We start from the raw sequence: 20,487 nt of genomic DNA, 5'->3' as shown, positions 1-20,487 counted from the left end.
GCAGCTTTCGGGCTGCATTTTTATGACTGTTATTTATGGCCTGATTGGTATAAATATTTTGTAGAAAGTTAACTGCGTTAGGAGATGAAATGAACGACCAAAAAATCATTGTAGCATTGGATTATGATAACCAAGCGGATGCGTTAGCCTTTGTTGATCGTATTGACCCAGCATCTTGCCGTCTAAAAGTGGGCAAAGAGATGTTTACCTTGTTTGGTCCTGAATTTGTTCGTGAATTGCATAAACGTGGTTTCTCAGTATTTTTGGATCTCAAATTCCACGACATCCCGAACACATGTTCAAAAGCTGTGCGAGCTGCCGCGGAACTAGGCGTTTGGATGGTGAACGTACATGCTAGTGGCGGTGAGCGCATGATGACGGCGTCTCGCGAAATTTTGGAACCGTATGGTAAAGATCGTCCGTTGCTAATTGGCGTGACAGTACTGACTAGTATGGAGCAATCTGACTTGGCGGGTATTGGTTTGGATCTTGAGCCACAGCAGCAGGTGATGCGCTTGGCATCTCTGACTAAAAACTCAGGCTTAGACGGCGTTGTATGTTCGGCACAAGAGGCTTCTTTGCTTAAAGGTGCACTTGGCCAAGAATTCAAGCTAGTAACTCCTGGTATTCGTCCTGTAGGTGCTGATGTTGGTGACCAGAAGAGAATTATGACGCCTTCTAAAGCGATTGAGTCAGGTTCTGACTACCTTGTTATCGGTCGCCCTATCACTCAAGCGATAGATCCTGCCGCTGTACTTGCAGAGATCAACGGTACGCTAGCTTAAGTTTGCATCAGAAAGCTATTCGAATAAGAAGGAAGGCCAGCAAATTGCTGGCCTTTTCATTTGTGTACGAGGCATTGAATTGGTCTGGACTTGAGTTATCTTGCCTAGCCTAAACCGGAGCGCCGCTATGGAACTTAAAATCGCTGTCTTCTGAAGTGATAAGATCCGCTTCTACTTGCGCGAAATGAGCAATACGCTCTGAGATATCTTTCCCTGCGATCTGCTCTGCTAACTCAAGGTAATCTTGGTAATGTCGAGCCTCTGAGCGAAGCAGAGACACGTAAAACTTCTCCATATCTTCTTCCAAGAATGGAGCTAATTTAGCGAAACGCTCACAAGAGCGAGCTTCGATAAACGCACCGATGATGAGCTTATCAACTAGAGCATCGGGTTCGTAAGTTTTGACTTGCTTGATTAAACCCTTAGCGTAGCGACCCGCTTCAATCGGTTGGTAAGTGACGCCTTTCTTTACCATCAATTCCATGACTTGGTAGAAATGATGCAGCTCTTCTTTGATCAGCAATACCATTTTATCGATCAGGTCAGCGCCGTAATTGCAGCCTTCTTTCGCTGTAATTTGCTTTGATACGTTGCTTTTACCACGCAGAGACTCTAAGTCTCCGACACGACGGTAAGCAAATTGCTCGTAGGGCAAAATCCATTCATTCAGTTGCTTTGCGCTTTCTTTATCAACTGCGTACTTGCGGATAAGGAACAAAGCACTCTGTGCCGCCTTAAGCTCACAAAGCATGTGATCGCGTAGAATGATGTGAAGGTTTTCAGGCTTTTTGGCTTCATCGATCCATGAATCTGGCGTTTCAGCTTTAAGAAAAGAGTGGATTGGAGCTAATAATTCTTGATACATGGTCAGGGCAAGTTTGTTGATAATGCGGGATTTTATCACAGCTCAAGAGATCTCCCTATACAGAGAAAGGAAATTCAACAGGTACAAAAAAGGCCGCTAATTTAATGTAAATAAGCGGCCTTTAAGTATTGCGTTAGACAGTTACCATTTCTTCTTCTGACCGAAGAGGGCGTCCATGTCTTCGTCACGCTCTTTAGATTCGATCTGTTGTAAATCTTGCGCGTTTTTATCTTGGCGCTTCTGATCTAGATCGTTAAGCATCTGCTGAAGCTTTTCTTTCGCTTGAGTAGAGTATGAATCGTTCTTAGTTGCTAATGCGTCGATACCTTTACGCAGTAACTGAATTGCTGTGCCTGGCTGTCCGCGAGAAATCGAGTCGTTTGCACGCTTGATAACATTTTCGATGTTGATGCGAATTTGAATCGTCTCTAAACGAGCGTTTTCAACCACATAAGCTTGAGTCTCGAAGCGGCCTTTATTGTGCTCGTTACGGACCGTATCACGTAGGCGCTTAACTAGCTTCAGCATCATGATCGCTTGTTTGTCACTGCTCGGAACGCGGAAGGTAGTACTTTCACCACCTTGGTAGTTCTCTTTAAGCTGAGTGATTTGTTGTTTTACGCTTTCAATGCGTTGGGCAAGCTGCTTGTTTTTGGGATCGAGCTGATACATGTTTTCTAACGCATCAAGAATTCGATTGTTTAAGCATATAAGAAGATCTTGGCTAAACGGCATGTGGTGAGCATTACCAATCAACTCTTCTGTTCCGTCAATAATGGTTAGATAACGAGAAGCTTCCTGTTTCTTCGCTGTTTCTACCTTAACTTTGTATTGAAGCATGATGTTGTAGCCTAAAACCAACACCAAAAGAACGGCGACTAAGGCGATTATTAAACCAATATTCATATATTTGTGTCTGCTTGTTGTTTTCTATAGCTAACTTGAGAGGATACACGATTCCATTGTGTATCGGCACTCGTAAATTGCAATTTCTGATTATCTCTTGTTGAGCACAATCGGCAATCAAAACTTACCAACTAATGTATGAGAATGAGGTGTGGGTTGCAAAGCGTTAGTGATGTTTTTGTTTGTTAAGCTAGAAAAACTCATTATTTCTGTCATTTTGGTTCTCGAAGCGTTATAACTATTAATTATATTACACGAGACTATAAAGCTCTATTTGCAAATAAGTTAGCGCAGAAATGAGTAAAGGATTACGAGGTTAGATATGAAGTTACAGCAACTGAAGTACATTGTTGAGGTTCTAAACCATAACCTAAATGTTTCAGCGACAGCAGAGAGTTTGTATACATCTCAGCCCGGCATTAGTAAGCAAGTTAGGTTACTTGAAGACGAGCTAGGCATTCAGATTTTTGAACGTAGCGGTAAGCATTTAACTCAGGTTACACAAGCCGGTGAGGATATCATTCGTATCTCTCAAGAGATTTTGGCACGTGTAGAGAGTATTAAAGCAGTCGCGGGTGAGCACACTCATCCTGAGATGGGCACATTGAATATTTCAACCACTCATACTCAAGCTCGTTATGCGCTCCCTGATGTGATTAAAGGTTTCACGGCACGTTATCCAAAAGTGTCGCTTCACATGCACCAAGGTACACCAAGCCAGATGTCAGAAGCGGTCGCTAAAGGGACTGCGAACTTTGCGATTGCAACGGAAGCGCTGCACCTTTATCAAGATGCAATTATGCTGCCTTGTTATCACTGGAACCGTTCAATCGTCGTAACTAAAGATCATCCTCTTGCGCAAAAACGAACTATCTCGATTGAAGATCTTGCTGCTTATTCTCTCGTGACTTATGTATTTGGTTTTACTGGCCGTTCTGAGCTTGATACTGCATTCAACAAAGTAGGATTAACACCGCGAGTTGTTTTTACCGCGACGGATGCAGACGTAATTAAAACTTATGTTCGTATGGGGATCGGAGTTGGTGTAATCGCAAGTATGGCGATTGACCACGAACAAGATACAGATTTGGTTGCTATTGATGCGAGCCACCTATTTGGTGCGAGCACCACAAGCATTGGCTTTAGAAAAGGCACTTTCCTGCGTTCTTACATGTTTGATTTTATGGAGCGTTTTGCACCGCACTTAACTCGTCCTGTGGTTGAACAAGCTATTTCTTTGAAATCGAATGAAGAAATCGAAGAGATGTTTAAAGACATCGACCTGCCTGTTCGCTAAGGGGCACAGTCTTTAATTCGATACCTATTCGGCCTGTTTACAGGCCGTTTTCATTTGAACTCGGTTTTGGTTTATACCAATAGTAGTAAATAACGGGTCACTCTAGCTTGTTAAAACGCTCGATGACGTTGTTAGAACTTTTGATTGCAGAATAAGTACTTATCGAAACGACTTGCCGAACAGAGCTGCCTTGTTCTCAATCCTTTACCTGTGCTACTTCTGTTCACTGACTTTCCGTGACTGGTATTATTTACTGATAGCCTGTCCCTATAGCCTCGATTTGTATCCTTCCTTTCCATTTTGGCCTCTTACCCCTACAATCCTCGCATTATAGGGGGAAGCATGCATTCACGATTTACAATACTCGACTCATTCTTGTTAGAGCACCAAGTCTATTGGCGTTCGGAGCCTTTTCATCTATGCCAAACTCACCATCAACCATGGAAAGATGTGAATCGTCCACTTGTCGATTGGTTAGAAGGTTTGAGTATTGAGCGCATTCAAACGTTAAAAGAGCAGCCTCAGCTTTTGGTCGAGGAACTGACTCGCTTCCTTCCTCGATTAGATGCTGCTAACCAAAATATCCAGTTTGATAACACGGCTTTGGTTGGATTAGACCTCCCACGTGGTACTGCTGATGGTATTCCCGGCAGAAAGCTGCAACAAATCGTGGCGATGGGAGAGGCTGCACTTGAACACCATCATGGTAAAGAGTGGCTAGAGTGGTGTTCTGGCAAAGGTTTTCTGGGCCGAATTTTATCTCAACAATCAGATCAAAAGGTCACTAGCTTTGAATGGCAACAATCGTTATGTGAAAGCGGACAAAAGGTAGCAGACGACCAGAAATTAGAAATGCACTTTGTCCAAGGTGACGCGTTTTCAGAGGAAGCAGATGGCGTATTTAACTCTGATCAACACGCTGTTGCGCTCCATGCTTGTGGTGATCTGCATGTTGAACTGGTGAAAAAGTCTGTTTCACATGGGCTATCGGCGGTAACAATTTCCCCTTGTTGCTATCACCTTATTCGAGGCGATGTGTATCAAGCTATGTCTACCGTGGCCAAAGGTTCAGCACTAACGTTGAGCAAAAGCGACTTAAGAATCCCGCTTCAAGAAACCGTCACTGGTGGTGAAAGAGTAAAGAGACATCGCCAACTAGAGATGAGTTATCGTTTGGGCTTCAGCAAACTGCTCAAAGCTGAACGTCATATCGACGAATACATTCCAGTGCCAAGCATTAAAAAGTCAGAGTTATCTAAGGGTTTTGAATCATTCTGCCGCTGGGCATCTGAAGTTAAAAAAGTATCGCTTGGTTCAGACGTCGATTTTGATTTCTACTTAGCCCAAGGCGAGGCGCTTTTCTGGGAAATGGAGAGGTTGAGCTTAGTACAACAAGTCTTTAGACGACCATTAGAGATATGGTTGGCCTTAGATCGTGCCATCTATCTGCAAGAACAAGGCTATGAAGCTTTGATTGAAGAGTTCTGTGAACGTAGTATTACGCCAAGAAATCTATTGATTCATGGGGTTAAAGTTGAGCGTTATCAGTAGACAGAACTGTTGCGTGTTTTACGAGCTAAACTCATAAATGAAAAATGAAGCTATGAATACAAGACAAAGCTATAAATGTAAAAAAGCCAGCGCGACATAATGTCGTACTGGCTTTTTGTTTAATGTGTATGAGTTAACTGAACGCTTCAACGAGAAGATTATTGCGCTCAGTTAGCTATTACAGCATTAGTTAAACATTGCGATTGCTTCAGCTGGATCTACGTATTCAAGGTCAAAGCTCTCTGCAACTTCTTTGCAAGTTACTTTACCGTGAATAACGTTAAGACCTTCTAGGAAGCCTTCATCAGATAGAAGTGCTTCGCGGTAGCCTTTGTTCGCTAGCTTAACAATGTAAGGAAGTGTTGCATTGTTTAGTGCGTAAGTAGAAGTACGAGCAACGGCACCTGGCATGTTAGCAACACAGTAGTGAACTACGTCATCAACAATGTAAGTTGGATCGGCGTGAGTCGTTGCATGTGAAGTTTCAAAACAACCACCTTGGTCGATTGCAACATCAACAACTGCTGAACCTGGCTTCATCTTAGCGATGTGATCTTTTGTAACCAGTTTAGGAGCGGCTGCGCCTGGGATTAGTACTGCACCAATCACTAGGTCTGCTTCTAGAACATGCTTCTCAATAGCGTCTTCAGTAGAATAAACCACTTTTGCGCGACCTTGGAATTCTTCATCAAGACGACGAAGCGTATCTACGTTGCGATCAAGAATGGTTACGTCTGCGCGAAGGCCAACAGCCATACGTGCTGCGTTAGCACCCACAACACCGCCGCCAACAACTACAACTTTCGCTGGTTCAACACCAGGAACGCCGCCAAGAAGAAGACCACAACCACCGTTAGATTTTTCTAGTGTTTGTGCACCTGCTTGAATAGACATGCGACCAGCGACTTCAGACATTGGTGCTAATAGTGGCAAGCGACCCATATTATCTGTTACAGTCTCATAGGCTACGCAGACAGCTTTGCTCTTGATTAGCTCTTCCGTTTGTGGAAAATCTGGTGCAAGGTGTAAATAGGTAAATAATATTTGCCCTTCACGAAGCATAGCTCGCTCGACAGCTTGAGGTTCTTTAACCTTTACAATCATCTCTGCTTTCGCGAAAACGTCAGCAGCAGTAGGAAGAATGGATGCGCCTACAGCGATGTAATCATCGTCTGAAAAACCGATACCAGTACCGGCATTGGTTTCAACAAAAACTTGGTGGCTATGTGAGATTAGTTCTCTCACGCTAGCTGGGGTCATACCAACGCGGTATTCGTGGTTCTTGATTTCCTTCGGTACGCCAATGATCATCCTGACTCCTCATTATATTATGGTTGTTTTATCTATGTGTAGGGTAATTCTGTCGAATTAATATCTAGTATAGATAGGTTCAGATAGAATTTGATACCGAATATTAAAAAGTTGTAGTATATTTTTTTGCAAGGAAGTAATAAGGTGGAATAAAAAATGGCAGACAATTATAAGAAGCCGTCCAAGGAACTAGATCGTATTGACCGCAACATTCTTAATGAGTTGCAAAAAGACGGTCGTATCTCAAACGTTGAACTCTCAAAACGAGTAGGACTTTCTCCAACTCCATGTCTTGAGCGTGTTCGTCGTTTAGAACGTCAAGGTTACATTACTGGGTACACAGCGTTGCTGAACCCACAGTATCTTGATGCTTCACTTTTAGTGTTTGTTGAAATTACGTTGAACCGTGGTGCTCCAGATGTGTTCGAACAATTCAACACCGCTGTGCAGAAACTGGATGACATCCAAGAGTGTCATTTAGTGTCGGGTGATTTTGACTATCTTCTAAAAACACGTGTATCGGATATGGGTGCTTACCGTAAGCTACTGGGTGATACGTTACTTCGTCTACCGGGCGTAAACGACACTCGAACTTACGTTGTAATGGAAGAAGTGAAACAAACCAATCAACTTGTGATTAAAACTCGTTAGTCACAATTGGTGAAATGAAAGAAAGCGGACATTTGTTCCGCTTTCTTGCTTTCTGGAATTGGGTTTTTCTGTTTGATATGGTTAAATCAACAGTAGTTTCATTGAAACGGGCGGCTTTGGTCGCTCGAGATGTTTTATTCCGTTTAATTATTAAGTTGGTTTATGTTCAAGCAGAGCAGTAATAAAGTAGAAACAATCATTAAAACGAGTGAAGAGCCTCAGTCTCCTCGTTTGAATGGTTCTCAACGTCTAAAAGAGTGCAGCCTGATTATGGGTGTTCTCTTCTCTATTCTACTTGCCGTTGCGTTATTAACTTTTAGTCCTGCAGACCCATCATGGTCGCAAACGGCGTGGGGTGGTGACATTCAAAATGCGGGTGGCTACTTAGGTGCATGGTTGGCGGATACGCTTTTCTTTGTGTTTGGTTCTCTGGCTTACCCTTTACCTATCTTGGTAACGGTTGCTGCGTGGGTATTATTCCGTAAACGTAATGAAGACGAGCAGATCGATTTCATGCTGTGGGGTACTCGCTTACTTGGCCTTACTGTCCTTATTCTTACTAGTTGCGGTCTAGCCGATATCAACTTTGACGACATTTGGTACTTTTCGTCAGGTGGCGTCGTGGGTGATGTACTAACAAGCCTTGCGCTTCCCACGTTAAATGTTCTCGGTAGTACGCTAGTTCTTCTTTTCTTATGGGGAGCTGGCTTGACGCTATTAACTGGAATTTCTTGGTTAAGTATTGTGGAATGGCTAGGCGAATGTGCCATTAAATTTTTTACATCTGCTGTTAATAAGGCGCGTGGCCAAGATCAAGAGCTACTTGAGCCTGAATTGAAAGAATCGACAGACAGAGATTCTCTAACAGAACGTCATCAAAAGCCGACTTTCCGTGATGTCCCTGCGTTAGAAGACAATCTTATCGAAGGTAAGGCTATAGAAGGGTATAAAGAAGCAGAACAAGATCAGCTCGACCCTGCGATGAGCTTCTCTGCGACCAACGACTCTTCAGACACTGGCGTAAATGCGTTGGACAACAGTGCAACGTCGAAGCGTCATTACAATATTCATATGCCAGTAGAGGCTCCAGCTAAGTCAGAGGTTTCTACTTATGAGGCACCGCAAGTTCAACCTGAAATTCAACCAGAGCAACCTATCTCTGTCGCTCCTGTTTACCACGCGCCAGAAGAACCTTTCGAAGAAGGTATTGAGCGCTCGAAGCAGTTGAATGCGACGATAGAGCAGCTAGAAAATGCCGCTATGTATGAAGATGATCTTGCTGAGCAAGATCAGACGGATGCTCACGAATCTCAGGCTGCGTACCAACAATACATGCAGAACGACCAACCAGAAGTTGTCCCTACTGACATTGGCCTTGAAAGTGCTGAGTCAGCAGTCGATAGCACTTCAGAAGTTGATCGCACTCCAGAAGTTGAGAGTGAATTCGATACGGAAGATGTTCAACCTGAATCGTTATACGCTTCGCCAATGGGTGAACCAGAAGAACCAAGCGAAGACGATTTCTCAGTACAAGCATCACCGTTTGATGTGGCTGAAGAACAAAGTTATGAACAGTCTACAGAGTTCGAGTCTGTATCGACTGAAGAAGATAATGCAGAGCAATCTGAGTCTTTAGTTAACCAACAAAATAATTCAGAATTTGAGCAATCAAACGAACAAACTCAAGAGCCAACGGTTGATCTTCCTTGGGAACAGGTAACAGAAGAAGAGCCTCTTCACCAAGATCAAGATGTTGCAGCCTTCCAAAGCCTTGTCTCTGAGGCACAAGCGAACATGGCGGCGACACAAAACCCGTTCCTGGTACAGCAAGATGTTAACTTACCGAAACCGGCCGAACCATTGCCAACGCTTGAGTTGTTGTTCCACCCTGAAAAACGTGAAACCTTTATTGACCGCGATGCACTAGAGGCGATCGCTCGTCTTGTTGAATCGAAGCTAGCGGACTACAAGATTAAAGCTGATGTGGTTGATATTTTCCCAGGTCCTGTCATCACTCGATTCGAACTCGATCTGGCTCCTGGCGTCAAAGTAAGCCGTATTTCTGGCCTTTCTATGGACTTAGCTCGTTCGCTTTCTGCATTGGCAGTACGTGTCGTCGAGGTAATACCGGGTAAACCTTATGTTGGTTTGGAATTGCCGAACATGAGCCGTCAAACCGTATTCTTCTCCGATGTGGTGGGCAGCCCTCAGTTCCAAGAAGCGAAGTCACCAACGACCGTTGTTCTAGGGCAAGATATTGCTGGTGAAGCAGTTATTGCTGACCTATCGAAGATGCCACATGTTCTGGTTGCAGGTACAACCGGTTCTGGTAAATCTGTGGGTGTGAACGTGATGATCTTGAGTATGCTTTACAAGGCATCGCCTGAAGAAGTTCGTTTCATCATGATCGACCCGAAAATGTTGGAATTGTCTATCTATGAAGGTATTCCACATCTATTGTCTGAAGTTGTGACTGACATGAAAGATGCGTCTAACGCCCTTCGTTGGTGTGTAGGTGAAATGGAACGTCGTTACAAACTGATGTCGGCTCTCGGTGTTCGTAACATCAAAGGCTACAACGACAAATTGAAGATGGCCGCGGAAGCGGGTCACCCAATTCATGACCCACTGTGGAAACCGGGCGACAGCATGGACCCTGAAGCTCCATTGTTGGAAAAACTGCCTTATATTGTGGTTGTCGTCGATGAATTCGCTGATTTAATCATGGTAGTCGGTAAGAAAGTTGAAGAACTGATTGCACGTTTGGCGCAGAAAGCGCGTGCGGCTGGTGTTCACTTGATCTTAGCCACTCAACGTCCTTCGGTGGATGTTATTACTGGTCTTATTAAAGCAAACATCCCAACACGTGTTGCCTTTACGGTATCAACCAAAACGGATTCAAGAACTATTCTTGACCAAGGTGGTGCAGAATCATTATTGGGTATGGGTGATATGTTGTACTTACCACCGGGTTCAAGCCACACAACTCGTGTACACGGTGCGTTTGCATCTGATGATGATGTACACGCGGTAGTGAACAACTGGAAAGCACGCGGTAAGCCAAACTATATTGAAGAGATTACGAACGGCGACCAAACCCCGGAAACACTGTTACCGGGTGAGAAGATGGAAGGCGATGAAGAAGTCGATCCACTGTTTGATCAAGTGGTAGAACACGTTGTCCATTCACGTCGTGGTTCAGTTTCTGGCGTACAACGTCGATTCAAGATTGGCTATAACCGTGCGGCACGAATTGTTGAGCAGCTTGAAGCTCAAGGCATTGTGAGTGCTCCGGGCCATAACGGTAACCGTGAAGTCCTAGCACCAGCGCCACCAAAAGATTAGTTCCGCTCGGAACTCATAACTATTCAGTCGGTCAAATCGAAAATATGACCGACGTATGTTCTAACAGGATTATTGATGAAAAAAGTATTCGCACTTTTATTTATGAGCTTTTCAGTATTGGCTTCTCCGAAAGAAGAACTGAGTAGCCGCTTGTCATTGAATGCAGGTTTTAGCGCCGACTTTAAACAAGTCGTGACTAGCCCTGATGGTGATGTTGTTATGGAAGGCGAGGGCACGGTTGAGATTGCACGCCCAAGCTTATTCCGTTGGGAAACGACTTTCCCTGATGAAAACGTGTTGGTATCTGATGGTCAAAGCTTGTGGTACTACAGCCCGTTCATTGAGCAGGTTAGTATTTACTGGCAAGAGCAAGCAACATCACAAACACCTTTTGTCTTGCTGACTCGTAATCAAGAAAGCGATTGGGACAACTACAATGTCGCGCAAACGGGTAACCAATTTACGCTAACGCCGACAGCTGTGGATTCTAATCAGGGCGACTTCCAGATTAAGATCACTGAAAAGGGCATTGTTCAGGGCTTTAACGTGATTGAACAAGACGGTCAGAAAGGTGAGTTTACCTTTAGCAATGTTGACTTGGGTAAACCTGCAGCAGACCGCTTTACTTTTGTGGCACCGGAAGGTGTCGAGGTCGACGACCAAAGAAACTGATCTAATGAAGCAGATCATTTGGTAGTACGTCGATAGGCACAGATGCCATCAACGAATCAAGAGATTGCAATTGAGTAATTACAGCTTAGATTTTGCAGGGGACGAAGATTTTCGTCCCCTTGCTGCTCGTATGAGACCTGAAACTGTCGAACAGTACATCGGTCAGCAGCATATATTAGGCCCAGGTAAACCACTTCGCAGAGCATTGGAAGCGGGCCATATTCACTCGATGATTTTATGGGGGCCTCCTGGCACCGGTAAAACCACGCTGGCGGAAGTGGCAGCAAACTATGCGAATGCTGAAGTTGAGCGCGTATCAGCGGTAACCTCGGGTGTTAAAGACATTCGTATCGCGATTGAAAAAGCGCGTGAAAACAAACAAGCAGGGCGCAGAACGATTCTGTTTGTGGACGAAGTCCATCGCTTTAACAAAAGTCAGCAAGATGCCTTTTTGCCACACATTGAAGATGGCACCGTGACCTTTATTGGCGCGACCACAGAAAACCCATCCTTTGAACTGAACAACGCTTTGTTGTCACGTGCGCGTGTTTACAAGCTGACTTCGCTTCATACCGATGATATTTCTCTCGTTATTCGCCAAGCTATTGAAGATAAACAGCGCGGTCTGGGTGATGTAACGGCTGATTTTGCTGATAACGTCTTAGATCGCCTCGCTGAACTGGTCAACGGTGACGCACGTATGTCGCTCAACTATCTTGAGCTGCTGTATGACATGGCGGAAGACAACGACAAAGGCGAGAAAGCGATAACGTTACAGTTGCTGGCTGAGGTAGCAGGGGAGAAAGTCGCTCGCTTTGATAATAAGGGCGATATTTGGTACGACTTGATCTCCGCTGTTCACAAATCGATTCGCGGTTCAAACCCTGATGCGGCGTTGTATTGGTCAGCAAGAATGATTGCTGCGGGTTGTGACCCTTTGTATATCGTAAGACGCTTGCTAGCGATAGCTTCTGAAGATATCGGTAATGCTGACCCAAGAGCAATGCAGGTCGCAATGTCCGCTTGGGACTGCTTCACTCGAATTGGTCCTGCCGAAGGTGAGCGTGCTATTGCACAGGCGGTTGTTTATCTCGCGTGTGCGCCAAAGAGTAACGCCGTTTACACCGCTTGGAAGCAAGCGTTAACGGATGCACACAATCTGCCTGAGTATGAAGTTCCTCATCATTTACGAAATGCACCCACAACTTTGATGAAGGACATGGGCTACGGGCAAGAATACCGTTATGCTCATGACGAACCTGGTGCCTACGCAGCTGGCGAAAAGTATTTGCCCCCTGAAATGGGAGAGAAGCAATACTATTTCCCAACAAAACGAGGCTTAGAGACTAAAATTGGCGAGAAGCTAGATTATCTGGCGGATTTGGACGCAAAAAGCCCACAAAAACGCTATGAAAAGTAGTCTTTTTTGGATATCGTTACCCAGTCATAAAAATTCAATTAAATCGTTTGAAATTGGTCGAAATAGCACCAGTTTTAGGGGTTTAGCAGTGATTCAGTAGCAATCTACTGAATATTCAAATAACTAAAGCATAGGATTAGCAATGCTGGATTCTAAATTACTTCGAGCTGAGCTGGATGAAACAGCGGCAAAATTAGCACGTCGAGGCTTCACCCTTGATGTAGAGACAATTCGTGAACTTGAAGAAAAACGTAAGTCCCTTCAGATGAAAACTGAAGAGCTGCAAGCGTTACGTAACTCTCGATCGAAGTCCATTGGTCAAGCGAAAGCAAAAGGCGACCATGAAGAAGCTGAGCGTATCCTTGCTGAAGTAGGCAACTTAGGCGCAGAACTAGACCAAGCTAAAGTAACATTGGCTGAGCTTCAATCTGAGCTAGAAACGATCACCATGTCAATTCCTAACCTACCTGATGCAGAAGTGCCAGATGGTAAAGATGAAGACGACAACGTAGAAGTTTCTCGTTGGGGTCAACCTAAGACTTACGACTTCGAAGTGAAAGATCACGTAGATCTTGGCGAAATGTCTGGCGGTCTTGATTTTGCTAGCGCAGTTAAAATCTCAGGTTCTCGTTTCATCGTGATGAAAGGCAAATTTGCACGTCTACACCGTGCTATTGCTCAGTTCATGCTGGACCTTCACACTGATGAGCACGGCTACACAGAAATGTACGTACCGTACCTAGTGAACCACGATAGCCTATACGGTACTGGTCAACTTCCTAAGTTCGGCGAAGACTTGTTCCACACAAGCCCGCTAACTGAACAAGTAAGTGACGTACCTCTTAAGACTCTATCGCTTATCCCTACGGCAGAAGTACCGGTAACGAACATGGTTCGTGACACGATTACTGATGAAGCTGAACTGCCACTTAAGATGACAGCTCACACGCCATGTTTCCGTTCTGAAGCGGGTTCTTACGGTCGTGACACTCGTGGTCTTATCCGTATGCACCAATTCGACAAAGTTGAGCTAGTACAAATCACTAAGCCAGAAGACTCAATGGCAGCGCTTGAAGAGCTAACAGGTCATGCTGAGAAAGTACTTCAACTTCTAGAGCTTCCTTACCGTAAAGTGATTCTATGTACAGGTGACATGGGCTTCGGTTCTGCGAAAACTTACGACTTAGAAGTATGGGTTCCAGCACAAGAGACTTACCGTGAAATCTCTTCTTGTTCAAACATGTGGGATTTCCAAGCGCGTCGTATGCAAGCTCGTTTCCGTCGTAAAGGCGAGAAGAAACCTGAACTTGTACACACACTAAACGGTTCTGGTCTTGCTGTTGGTCGTACTATGGTTGCTATTCTTGAGAACAACCAAGAAGCAGATGGCCGTATTGTTATCCCAACAGTACTTCAACCATACATGGGCGGCGTAACGCACATTGGTTAATCAGTAAAACTGTTATACGAAAACCCAGTCAATCGGCTGGGTTTTTTATTATCTGTTACACCGGAAAGCAGTAAGTCGAGGGCCAGTTTCATTACTCATTTGTAATAGTGTTTCTCTAATTTTGGTTATTATTACATCACTCAGAAATGGTTATAATGCGCTCTTACCGCGGTAGGTACAAATTTTCTCATGCAAATACAGAGGAGGACTTATGGCCGTAGGATGGGCAGGTGACGATAGCGTCAGTCAGCAAATTCAAAATACCATTGATGATGAAATCTCTCGTGTAAGAGGGAGCATTCAAAGTGGGGAAAGCTTGCATTATTGTGACGAGTGCGGTGATGAAATATCAGAAAAGAGACGGCTAGCGATTAAAGGCGTGCGTTTCTGTATTGGATGCCAGTCCATGTTTGAACACGTTGCACATCGTCACTCATTGTTCAATCGCAGAGCAAGTAAAGACAGCCAACTTCGTTAGAAGGCGGTCGTTCTCTATTGTCGATAATAATGAACCGACCTCTCCTTAACTTCAATATTGCAGATAGCAAATGAACCAGTAAGGAGAGGTAATAGCTTTGTCTTCTATTTAAAGCAGTGGCGATCTTTTAATGCGCAATTAATAGCGGAAACAAGTTTCTCGATGTGCTCAGGCTTGCTAATGAACGGAGGCATCATATAAATCAACTTACCAAACGGGCGGATCCAAACACCTTGCTCTACAAAGTGCGCTTGAATGGTTTCCATATCGACAGGTGTATGTGTTTCAACAACGCCAATAGCGCCTAACCAACGAACGTCTTTGACAAGATCATGCTCTCGCAACGGTGGTAGCAACTCAGAAAAGAGTTGCTCAATCTGTTGAGTCTGATTTTTCCAATGGCCTTGCTCGATGATGGATAAACTTGCTGCACCCACAGCACAAGCTAAAGGGTTGCCCATAAAGGTTGGCCCGTGCATAAAGCAACCGGCTTCACCACCACATACCGTGTCAGCAACGTCTTTACTCGCAAGCGTCGCTGACAGCGTCATATAGCCGCCAGTTAAAGCCTTGCCTACACATAAGATATCTGGTTGAACATCGGCATGCTCACAGGCGAACAGTTTGCCTGTTCGGCCAAACCCGGTCGCAATCTCATCCAAAATAAGTAATACGTTGAATTCATCACACAGTAAGCGAACTTGTTTTAGGAACTCAGGGTGGTAGATACGCATGCCGCCAGCGCCTTGAACGATAGGCTCTAAGATTACGGCGGCAACCTCTGCATGATGGGTTGTGAGTTTCTCTCGAAAGCTATTGATGTCACTTGAATTCCACTCATCCCAAAAGCCAGTTTTTGGCGAATCAGCGAAAATGTGCTCAGGCAAAAAGCCTTTGTAAAGGCTGTGCATCGAGTTATCTGGATCGGTCACCGACATTGCTGCGAAGGTATCGCCGTGGTAACCATCTCTTAGCGTTAGGAACTTTGAACGCGGTTGCCCTTTAGCATGCCAGTACTGCAGTGCCATTTTAAGGCTAACTTCCACAGCCACTGAACCTGAATCGGCCAAGAATACGTGCTCTAGATTACTTGGCGTTAAATTCAGCAGTTTCTTACATAAATCGATAGCGGGCTGGTGGGTGATACCGCCAAACATAACGTGTGAAACCTTATCGATTTGGCTGTGAGCCGCAGCATTGAGCTTTGGATGATTGTAGCCGTGGATGGTTGACCACCAAGATGACATACCATCAATAATTCGTTTTCCGCCTTCTAATTCTAGGTAAACACCGTCTGCGTTGGTGACTGGGTAGCAGGTCAGAGGTGTTAACGTTGATGTGTAAGGATGCCAGATATGCTGGCGGTCAAAGGCGAGATCCATAGTAACTTCCATTCTTGACGTGGTTAAAAAATAACCAGATGTAAACTTTTGATATTATCAATGTGTTGACAGTCTAAAGCTTGTCGGTAGACTAGCCAAGCATAAATGCAATCTCTATTAATAGAGATGCAACATCAAATAATAAAAAAGGATCGACACGTGGAAGTTCGTCATGACTGGACAGTTGCTGAAGTAACAGCACTGCTTGAAAAACCGTTTATGGATTTAATGTTTGAAGCTCAAGTCGTTCATAGACGGTACCAAGAGCACAACCACGTGCAAGTGAGTACGCTTCTATCGATAAAGACGGGTGCTTGTCCTGAAGATTGTAAGTACTGCCCTCAAAGTGCTCACTACCGAACGGATGTCGACAAAGAACGCTTAATGGAAGTCGAGCGTGTTTTGGATGCTGCGCTAAAAGCTAAGAATGCGGGCTCAACTCGCTTTTGTATGGGCGCTGCATGGAAAAACCCGAAAGAGCGCGATATGCCTCACCTTACAGACATGATCAAAGGTGTGAAAGGCATGGGTTTGGAAACCTGTATGACACTGGGCATGTTAACGCCCGATCAAGCGGGTGAGTTAGCGGATGCGGGTTTGGATTACTACAACCATAACCTTGATACGTCTCCTGAGTTTTACGGCAGCATCATTACTACTCGTACTTACCAAGATCGTTTAGATACCTTATCTCACGTGCGTGATGCCGGTATGAAGATCTGCTCTGGTGGTATTATTGGTATGGGTGAAAGCACCAATGACCGTGCCGGCTTACTTGTTGAACTTGCTAACCTTCCTGTACACCCTGAAAGTGTGCCAATCAACATGCTCGTAAAAGTGAAAGGCACACCGATGGAAAACGTCGACGATGTTGAGTCTTTCGATTTTATCAAACTGATTGCCATTGCTCGTATCATGATGCCAATGTCTGCGGTTCGTCTATCAGCGGGTCGTGAGAATATGAATGAACAGATGCAAGCGATGTGTTTCATGGCTGGCGCGAACTCTATCTTCTACGGTTGTAAGTTACTGACTACACCAAACCCAGATGAAGACACGGATATGCAGCTGTTTAAGAAGTTAGGTATCAACAGCCAACAAGTGGCTCAGAAGCCTGATGAAATTCAAGAAAACGAACTGTTAGATCAAGTGGTGGAGCGCGTTGCTGCTCGTCCAACGAAAGATGACATGTTCTACGATGCCACTGTTTAAACTTCGTATCAAAAGTGCCCTTGCTCATCGCCGTGAGCAAGGTTTAACTCGTCAACTTAAGGTACTCGAAAACAGCAATAGCCCTTTGCTTAATAGTGAAGGTTCTCGCTTCATTAACTTTTCGAGTAATGACTATTTAGGCTTGGCAAACGATCCTGAACTGGTCGATGCATGGCAAACCGGACTTTCCCAATATGGTGCTGGCAGTGCAGCATCGCCATTGGTCACGGGCTTTAGTCCTGCTCATCGAAATTTAGAGGCTCAGCTGTGTGAATGGCTTGGCTTTGAACGTGCCATTCTCTTTAGTTCTGGTTTCAGTGCTAATCAAGCCTTGTTGTTTTCTCTGCTCGAGAAAGACGATTCTCTACTGCAAGATAAGCTTAACCACGCCTCTTTGATGGAAGCGGGGATGCTTTCTCCTGCGACAATGAAACGTTTCAAGCACAACGATACGCAGCACCTCGAGTCTTTACTAAGTCGCTCTCCACAATCGTTAGTCGTGACTGAAGGTGTGTTTAGCATGGATGGCGACAAAGCGCCTCTTAACCAGATATCTAACCTGACTCATCAATACGACAGTTGGTTGGCGGTTGATGATGCCCACGGTATTGGCGTATTAGGTGATAAAGGGGCTGGGAGCTGCAGTGCGGCACAAATCTCACCTGATATCTTGGTGGTGACCTTTGGTAAAGCATTTGGCCTTTCTGGTGCTGCGATTCTTTGTTCGTCAGAGGTGGGTGACTACTTAACTCAGTTTGCTCGTCATCATGTGTATTCGACAGCGATGCCCCCTTCACAAGCGGTGGCTTTGTCTCATGCGTGTCAGATGATTCAGACGCAAGAATGGCGTCGAGAGAAGTTGACAGAACTTGGCGCCCTTTATGCTGAGCAGATGAGTGGCGTGAAAGGCTTTATTGATACTCAGACCCCAATCAAGCCGTTCGTTATTGGCGAAGCTCAAGCTGCATTATCTATTGCCGAAGAGTTAAAGCGCAATCAAGTTTGGGTAACGGCAATAAGGCCACCAACGGTGCCTATTGGGACTGCTCGTTTGCGTATTACCTTAACGGCGAACCATAGTCAGGAACAGATTCTTCAGTTAACTGACTCGTTGCTTCAAGCAATAGAGCGAAGCAACGACTCTGGAAGCAAACCAAGCATAGAATCAAGCTTTGAATTAAAGAAAGAGGCTCAGTAAATGTCACAAGAAGCAGTAGTGCATAATTACGTAGGCCAAGATAAGAGTGCGATTGCCGAAGCCTTCGGTAAAGCAGCGACAACGTATGACAAGCACGCTGAGTTCCAGCGCGATGTCGGCTACCGACTCCTAGACAAGCTACCGAGAGACCTCTCTGGCTTAAAGGTGCTCGATTTAGGTTGTGGTACTGGCTACTTCTCTGAGCAGATGATAAAGCGTGGTGCTGAAGTGGTGTGTGCTGATCTTTCTGTTGGAATGTTAGAAAGGGCAGAGCAGCGCTGTGGTGCATCGGTTTCTTTATATCAACAAGCCGATGCTGAACAATTGCCGTTTGAAGATGGGTGTTTTGACATCGTTTTTTCAAGCTTAGCGTTGCAATGGTGTGATGATTTATCCTCGCCTTTAAAAGAGATGAAGCGCGTTGTAGCGGTTGGCGGGCGTGTGATTTTCTCAACTTTGCTTGATGGGTCACTGTTTGAACTGGAAAAATCATGGTCCAAAATTGACGCACATCAACACGTTAACCATTTTATTACAATCAATCAGGTAAAAATTGCGTTAGCGCAATCTAGCTGTACTGCTCATCAACTAGACTTGTCCACCATCACCGTTTGGTACGACACTGCGTTTGAACTGATGCGCGACCTTAAAGGTATCGGCGCTAATCACGTAAGTGGTCGCTCACAAGGTTTAACAAGTCGCCGCATGTTGCAGCTTGTTGAACGGGAATATCGAGAGTTTAAAAACCATCAAGGTTTCTTACCAGCAACATATCAAGTTTGTTTAGGGGTTATTCAATTATGATTGATGCATTATTCATTGCAGGTACGGATACCGAAGTGGGAAAAACTGTGGTTTCAAAAGCGATTCTTCAAGCTTTGGCCGCACAGAATTTATCAACAATTGGTTATAAACCAGTTGCTGCAGGGTGTGAACAATACCCTGAAGGGTTACGTAACAGTGATGCATTGCACCTTCAAGAAGCTGCGACGCAAGATGTTGCTTACGAAGACGTTAACCCGTATGCATTGTTGCTACCATCATCACCTCATATCGCAGCTAAGCATGACGGTGTCGTGGTTGATGAAGCGGTATTATCAGCGAAGCTAGAAGAGCATAAGCAAAACTCTGACATCGTTTTAGTTGAAGGTGCTGGTGGTTGGCGTGTCCCCGTGTCAGATGACGAATACTTATCTAGTTGGGTTAAGAAAGAGCAGCTTCCAGTTGTCCTAACTGTGGGTATTAAGCTGGGTTGTTTGAGCCACGCTCTGTTAACTGCTGAAGCGATTCGTGCAGATGGTCTAAACCTAGTAGGTTGGGTAGCGAACCGCATTAATCCAGGCACTGAACATTATGCTGATATTATTGCGATGCTTGAAGACAAGCTAGGTGCGCCGAAGTTAGGTGAAATCCCTTACGTACCAAGAGCAAAGTCTAAGAACATTGGTAAGTACATTGATGTGCAGCCTTTGCTTGCGCTTTAATTCTCACCTTGTGTACTAAATAAGAAAAGGGCTGCGATTGCAGCCCTTTTGCTATTTTAAGCCTTTAGACCATACGTTTGTAAAAACGGGTCTTTTGAACAAGTTTGGGATTAATGTTCTTTTGTCAGTCCCATTAATGCTTGTTGCGTTTCTGTGATTTTTGTCTGTGCCGTTTGTGGTGTTAGGATCCCAATCTGCTTTTTTGCTTCTTCTTCAGTAATCCCTAGGTGACAGCACAGTAAATCGATAGCCATTTGAGTGTTAGTACCTTCAACCATGATCGTTCCCTTTTTGTACATGGACTAGCCAATAAATCATCTGAGGTCACTGTAAACGGATTGTTATATCGACACCATACGACTTAGGTCTAATAGACCGTGATTAACTCATCTACAATCTCGTAATCAAATGTTGCAATTTAATGCTTAACCTTGTTTTCTTAATCTAAGACTATATGTATAAGTAAGTATAAGTCTTCAA

Annotated in this window: 18 protein-coding genes; 13 read left to right on the top strand and 5 right to left on the bottom strand. The window is 44.6% G+C overall.

Translation table 11 applies throughout. From position 1 onward, the window contains the following. Positions 1–89 precede the first annotated feature (89 nt). A complete protein-coding gene (pyrF, locus tag AACT19_RS04715; RefSeq protein WP_017078954.1) occupies positions 90–785 on the top strand; it encodes an orotidine-5'-phosphate decarboxylase in 696 nt (231 codons plus the stop codon). Between the two features lie 109 nt (positions 786–894). Here pyrF and miaE read toward each other — a convergent pair whose 3' ends face one another. Both miaE and AACT19_RS04705 read right to left on the bottom strand, forming a co-directional pair. Further along, the gene (miaE, locus tag AACT19_RS04710) at positions 895–1,689 is read right to left on the bottom strand and encodes a tRNA isopentenyl-2-thiomethyl-A-37 hydroxylase MiaE (protein WP_276527053.1); all 795 of its coding nucleotides are present in this window, start codon (positions 1,687–1,689) and stop codon (positions 895–897) included. A 102-nt stretch (positions 1,690–1,791) separates the two neighbouring features. After that, positions 1,792–2,556, bottom strand: coding sequence for a hypothetical protein (locus AACT19_RS04705; protein ID WP_004734562.1), 765 nt, complete (start codon positions 2,554–2,556; stop codon positions 1,792–1,794). A gap of 322 nt (positions 2,557–2,878) precedes the next feature. Between AACT19_RS04705 and cysB the strand changes: the two genes are divergently transcribed. Continuing rightward, on the top strand, positions 2,879–3,853 hold the full coding sequence (gene cysB / locus AACT19_RS04700; protein ID WP_004734561.1) for an HTH-type transcriptional regulator CysB: 975 nt from the start codon (positions 2,879–2,881) through the stop codon (positions 3,851–3,853). A gap of 342 nt (positions 3,854–4,195) precedes the next feature. After that, entirely contained in the window at positions 4,196–5,404 is a 1,209-nt protein-coding gene (locus AACT19_RS04695) for a methyltransferase (protein ID WP_076645510.1), read from the top strand. 186 nt (positions 5,405–5,590) lie between these two features. Here AACT19_RS04695 and ald read toward each other — a convergent pair whose 3' ends face one another. Next, the gene (ald, locus tag AACT19_RS04690; protein ID WP_004734559.1) at positions 5,591–6,715 is read right to left on the bottom strand and encodes an alanine dehydrogenase; all 1,125 of its coding nucleotides are present in this window, start codon (positions 6,713–6,715) and stop codon (positions 5,591–5,593) included. 156 nt (positions 6,716–6,871) lie between these two features. Between ald and lrp the strand changes: the two genes are divergently transcribed. The 6 genes from lrp (at position 6,872) to AACT19_RS04660 (ending at position 14,731) form a co-directional block, all read left to right on the top strand. After that, positions 6,872–7,366, top strand: a complete 495-nt coding sequence (gene lrp, locus AACT19_RS04685; protein ID WP_004734558.1) for a leucine-responsive transcriptional regulator Lrp — start codon at positions 6,872–6,874, stop codon at positions 7,364–7,366. 162 nt (positions 7,367–7,528) lie between these two features. After that, the gene (locus AACT19_RS04680) at positions 7,529–10,711 is read left to right on the top strand and encodes a DNA translocase FtsK 4TM domain-containing protein (protein WP_065607786.1); all 3,183 of its coding nucleotides are present in this window, start codon (positions 7,529–7,531) and stop codon (positions 10,709–10,711) included. 75 nt (positions 10,712–10,786) lie between these two features. Beyond that, positions 10,787–11,383: an outer membrane lipoprotein chaperone LolA gene (gene lolA, locus AACT19_RS04675; RefSeq protein ID WP_004734556.1), complete on the top strand. Its 597-nt coding sequence runs from the start codon at positions 10,787–10,789 to the stop codon at positions 11,381–11,383. A gap of 64 nt (positions 11,384–11,447) precedes the next feature. Continuing rightward, on the top strand, positions 11,448–12,803 hold the full coding sequence (locus tag AACT19_RS04670; RefSeq protein WP_017089177.1) for a replication-associated recombination protein A: 1,356 nt from the start codon (positions 11,448–11,450) through the stop codon (positions 12,801–12,803). A gap of 142 nt (positions 12,804–12,945) precedes the next feature. After that, positions 12,946–14,253: a serine--tRNA ligase gene (serS, locus tag AACT19_RS04665; protein WP_076645508.1), complete on the top strand. Its 1,308-nt coding sequence runs from the start codon at positions 12,946–12,948 to the stop codon at positions 14,251–14,253. Between the two features lie 211 nt (positions 14,254–14,464). Then, complete coding sequence (locus AACT19_RS04660) at positions 14,465–14,731, top strand: DksA/TraR family C4-type zinc finger protein (RefSeq protein WP_017083256.1); 267 nt, start codon at positions 14,465–14,467, stop codon at positions 14,729–14,731. A 104-nt stretch (positions 14,732–14,835) separates the two neighbouring features. On the opposite strand, the gene bioA is transcribed toward AACT19_RS04660, so the two are convergent. Next, positions 14,836–16,113: an adenosylmethionine--8-amino-7-oxononanoate transaminase gene (gene bioA, locus AACT19_RS04655; protein WP_076645506.1), complete on the bottom strand. Its 1,278-nt coding sequence runs from the start codon at positions 16,111–16,113 to the stop codon at positions 14,836–14,838. 159 nt (positions 16,114–16,272) lie between these two features. Here bioA and bioB point away from each other — a divergent pair, with 159 nt between their 5' ends. Genes bioB through bioD form a run of 4 tightly spaced genes read left to right on the top strand, consistent with a single transcriptional unit; the run spans position 16,273 to position 20,007 of the window. Further along, complete coding sequence (gene bioB / locus AACT19_RS04650; RefSeq protein WP_004734551.1) at positions 16,273–17,325, top strand: biotin synthase BioB; 1,053 nt, start codon at positions 16,273–16,275, stop codon at positions 17,323–17,325. Next, positions 17,312–18,523, top strand: coding sequence for an 8-amino-7-oxononanoate synthase (bioF, locus tag AACT19_RS04645; RefSeq protein WP_076645504.1), 1,212 nt, complete (start codon positions 17,312–17,314; stop codon positions 18,521–18,523). Before bioB ends, bioF begins: the two co-directional genes overlap by 14 nt. Then, complete coding sequence (bioC, locus tag AACT19_RS04640) at positions 18,524–19,327, top strand: malonyl-ACP O-methyltransferase BioC (RefSeq protein ID WP_076645502.1); 804 nt, start codon at positions 18,524–18,526, stop codon at positions 19,325–19,327. It abuts the gene before it with no gap. Next, positions 19,324–20,007: a dethiobiotin synthase gene (bioD, locus tag AACT19_RS04635; protein WP_076645500.1), complete on the top strand. Its 684-nt coding sequence runs from the start codon at positions 19,324–19,326 to the stop codon at positions 20,005–20,007. The genes bioC and bioD overlap by 4 nt, the downstream gene beginning before the upstream one ends. 110 nt (positions 20,008–20,117) lie before the next feature. Here the strand turns inward: bioD and AACT19_RS04630 are convergent, their stop codons facing one another. Beyond that, complete coding sequence (locus AACT19_RS04630) at positions 20,118–20,285, bottom strand: hypothetical protein (protein ID WP_017078977.1); 168 nt, start codon at positions 20,283–20,285, stop codon at positions 20,118–20,120. Between the last annotated feature and the right edge of the window lie 202 nt (positions 20,286–20,487).

The sequence above is a fragment of the Vibrio sp. 10N.222.47.A9 genome (assembly GCF_963872585.1).
Classification (GTDB): domain Bacteria; phylum Pseudomonadota; class Gammaproteobacteria; order Enterobacterales; family Vibrionaceae; genus Vibrio; species Vibrio splendidus.
The sequence above is the reverse complement of the archived record's forward strand: the minus strand, read 5'-3'. Positions and strand labels throughout refer to the sequence as shown.

Coding starts and splice junctions, on each gene's coding strand:
- pyrF (WP_017078954.1), top strand. CDS start 90: ATGAACGACCAAAAAATCATTGTAGCATTGGATTATGATAACCAAGCG.
- AACT19_RS04705 (WP_004734562.1), bottom strand. CDS start 2,556: ATGAATATTGGTTTAATAATCGCCTTAGTCGCCGTTCTTTTGGTGTTG.
- cysB (WP_004734561.1), top strand. CDS start 2,879: ATGAAGTTACAGCAACTGAAGTACATTGTTGAGGTTCTAAACCATAAC.
- AACT19_RS04695 (WP_076645510.1), top strand. CDS start 4,196: ATGCATTCACGATTTACAATACTCGACTCATTCTTGTTAGAGCACCAA.
- ald (WP_004734559.1), bottom strand. CDS start 6,715: ATGATCATTGGCGTACCGAAGGAAATCAAGAACCACGAATACCGCGTT.
- lrp (WP_004734558.1), top strand. CDS start 6,872: ATGGCAGACAATTATAAGAAGCCGTCCAAGGAACTAGATCGTATTGAC.
- AACT19_RS04680 (WP_065607786.1), top strand. CDS start 7,529: ATGTTCAAGCAGAGCAGTAATAAAGTAGAAACAATCATTAAAACGAGT.
- lolA (WP_004734556.1), top strand. CDS start 10,787: ATGAAAAAAGTATTCGCACTTTTATTTATGAGCTTTTCAGTATTGGCT.
- serS (WP_076645508.1), top strand. CDS start 12,946: ATGCTGGATTCTAAATTACTTCGAGCTGAGCTGGATGAAACAGCGGCA.
- AACT19_RS04660 (WP_017083256.1), top strand. CDS start 14,465: ATGGCCGTAGGATGGGCAGGTGACGATAGCGTCAGTCAGCAAATTCAA.
- bioA (WP_076645506.1), bottom strand. CDS start 16,113: ATGGATCTCGCCTTTGACCGCCAGCATATCTGGCATCCTTACACATCA.
- bioF (WP_076645504.1), top strand. CDS start 17,312: ATGCCACTGTTTAAACTTCGTATCAAAAGTGCCCTTGCTCATCGCCGT.
- bioC (WP_076645502.1), top strand. CDS start 18,524: ATGTCACAAGAAGCAGTAGTGCATAATTACGTAGGCCAAGATAAGAGT.
- bioD (WP_076645500.1), top strand. CDS start 19,324: ATGATTGATGCATTATTCATTGCAGGTACGGATACCGAAGTGGGAAAA.
- AACT19_RS04630 (WP_017078977.1), bottom strand. CDS start 20,285: ATGGTTGAAGGTACTAACACTCAAATGGCTATCGATTTACTGTGCTGT.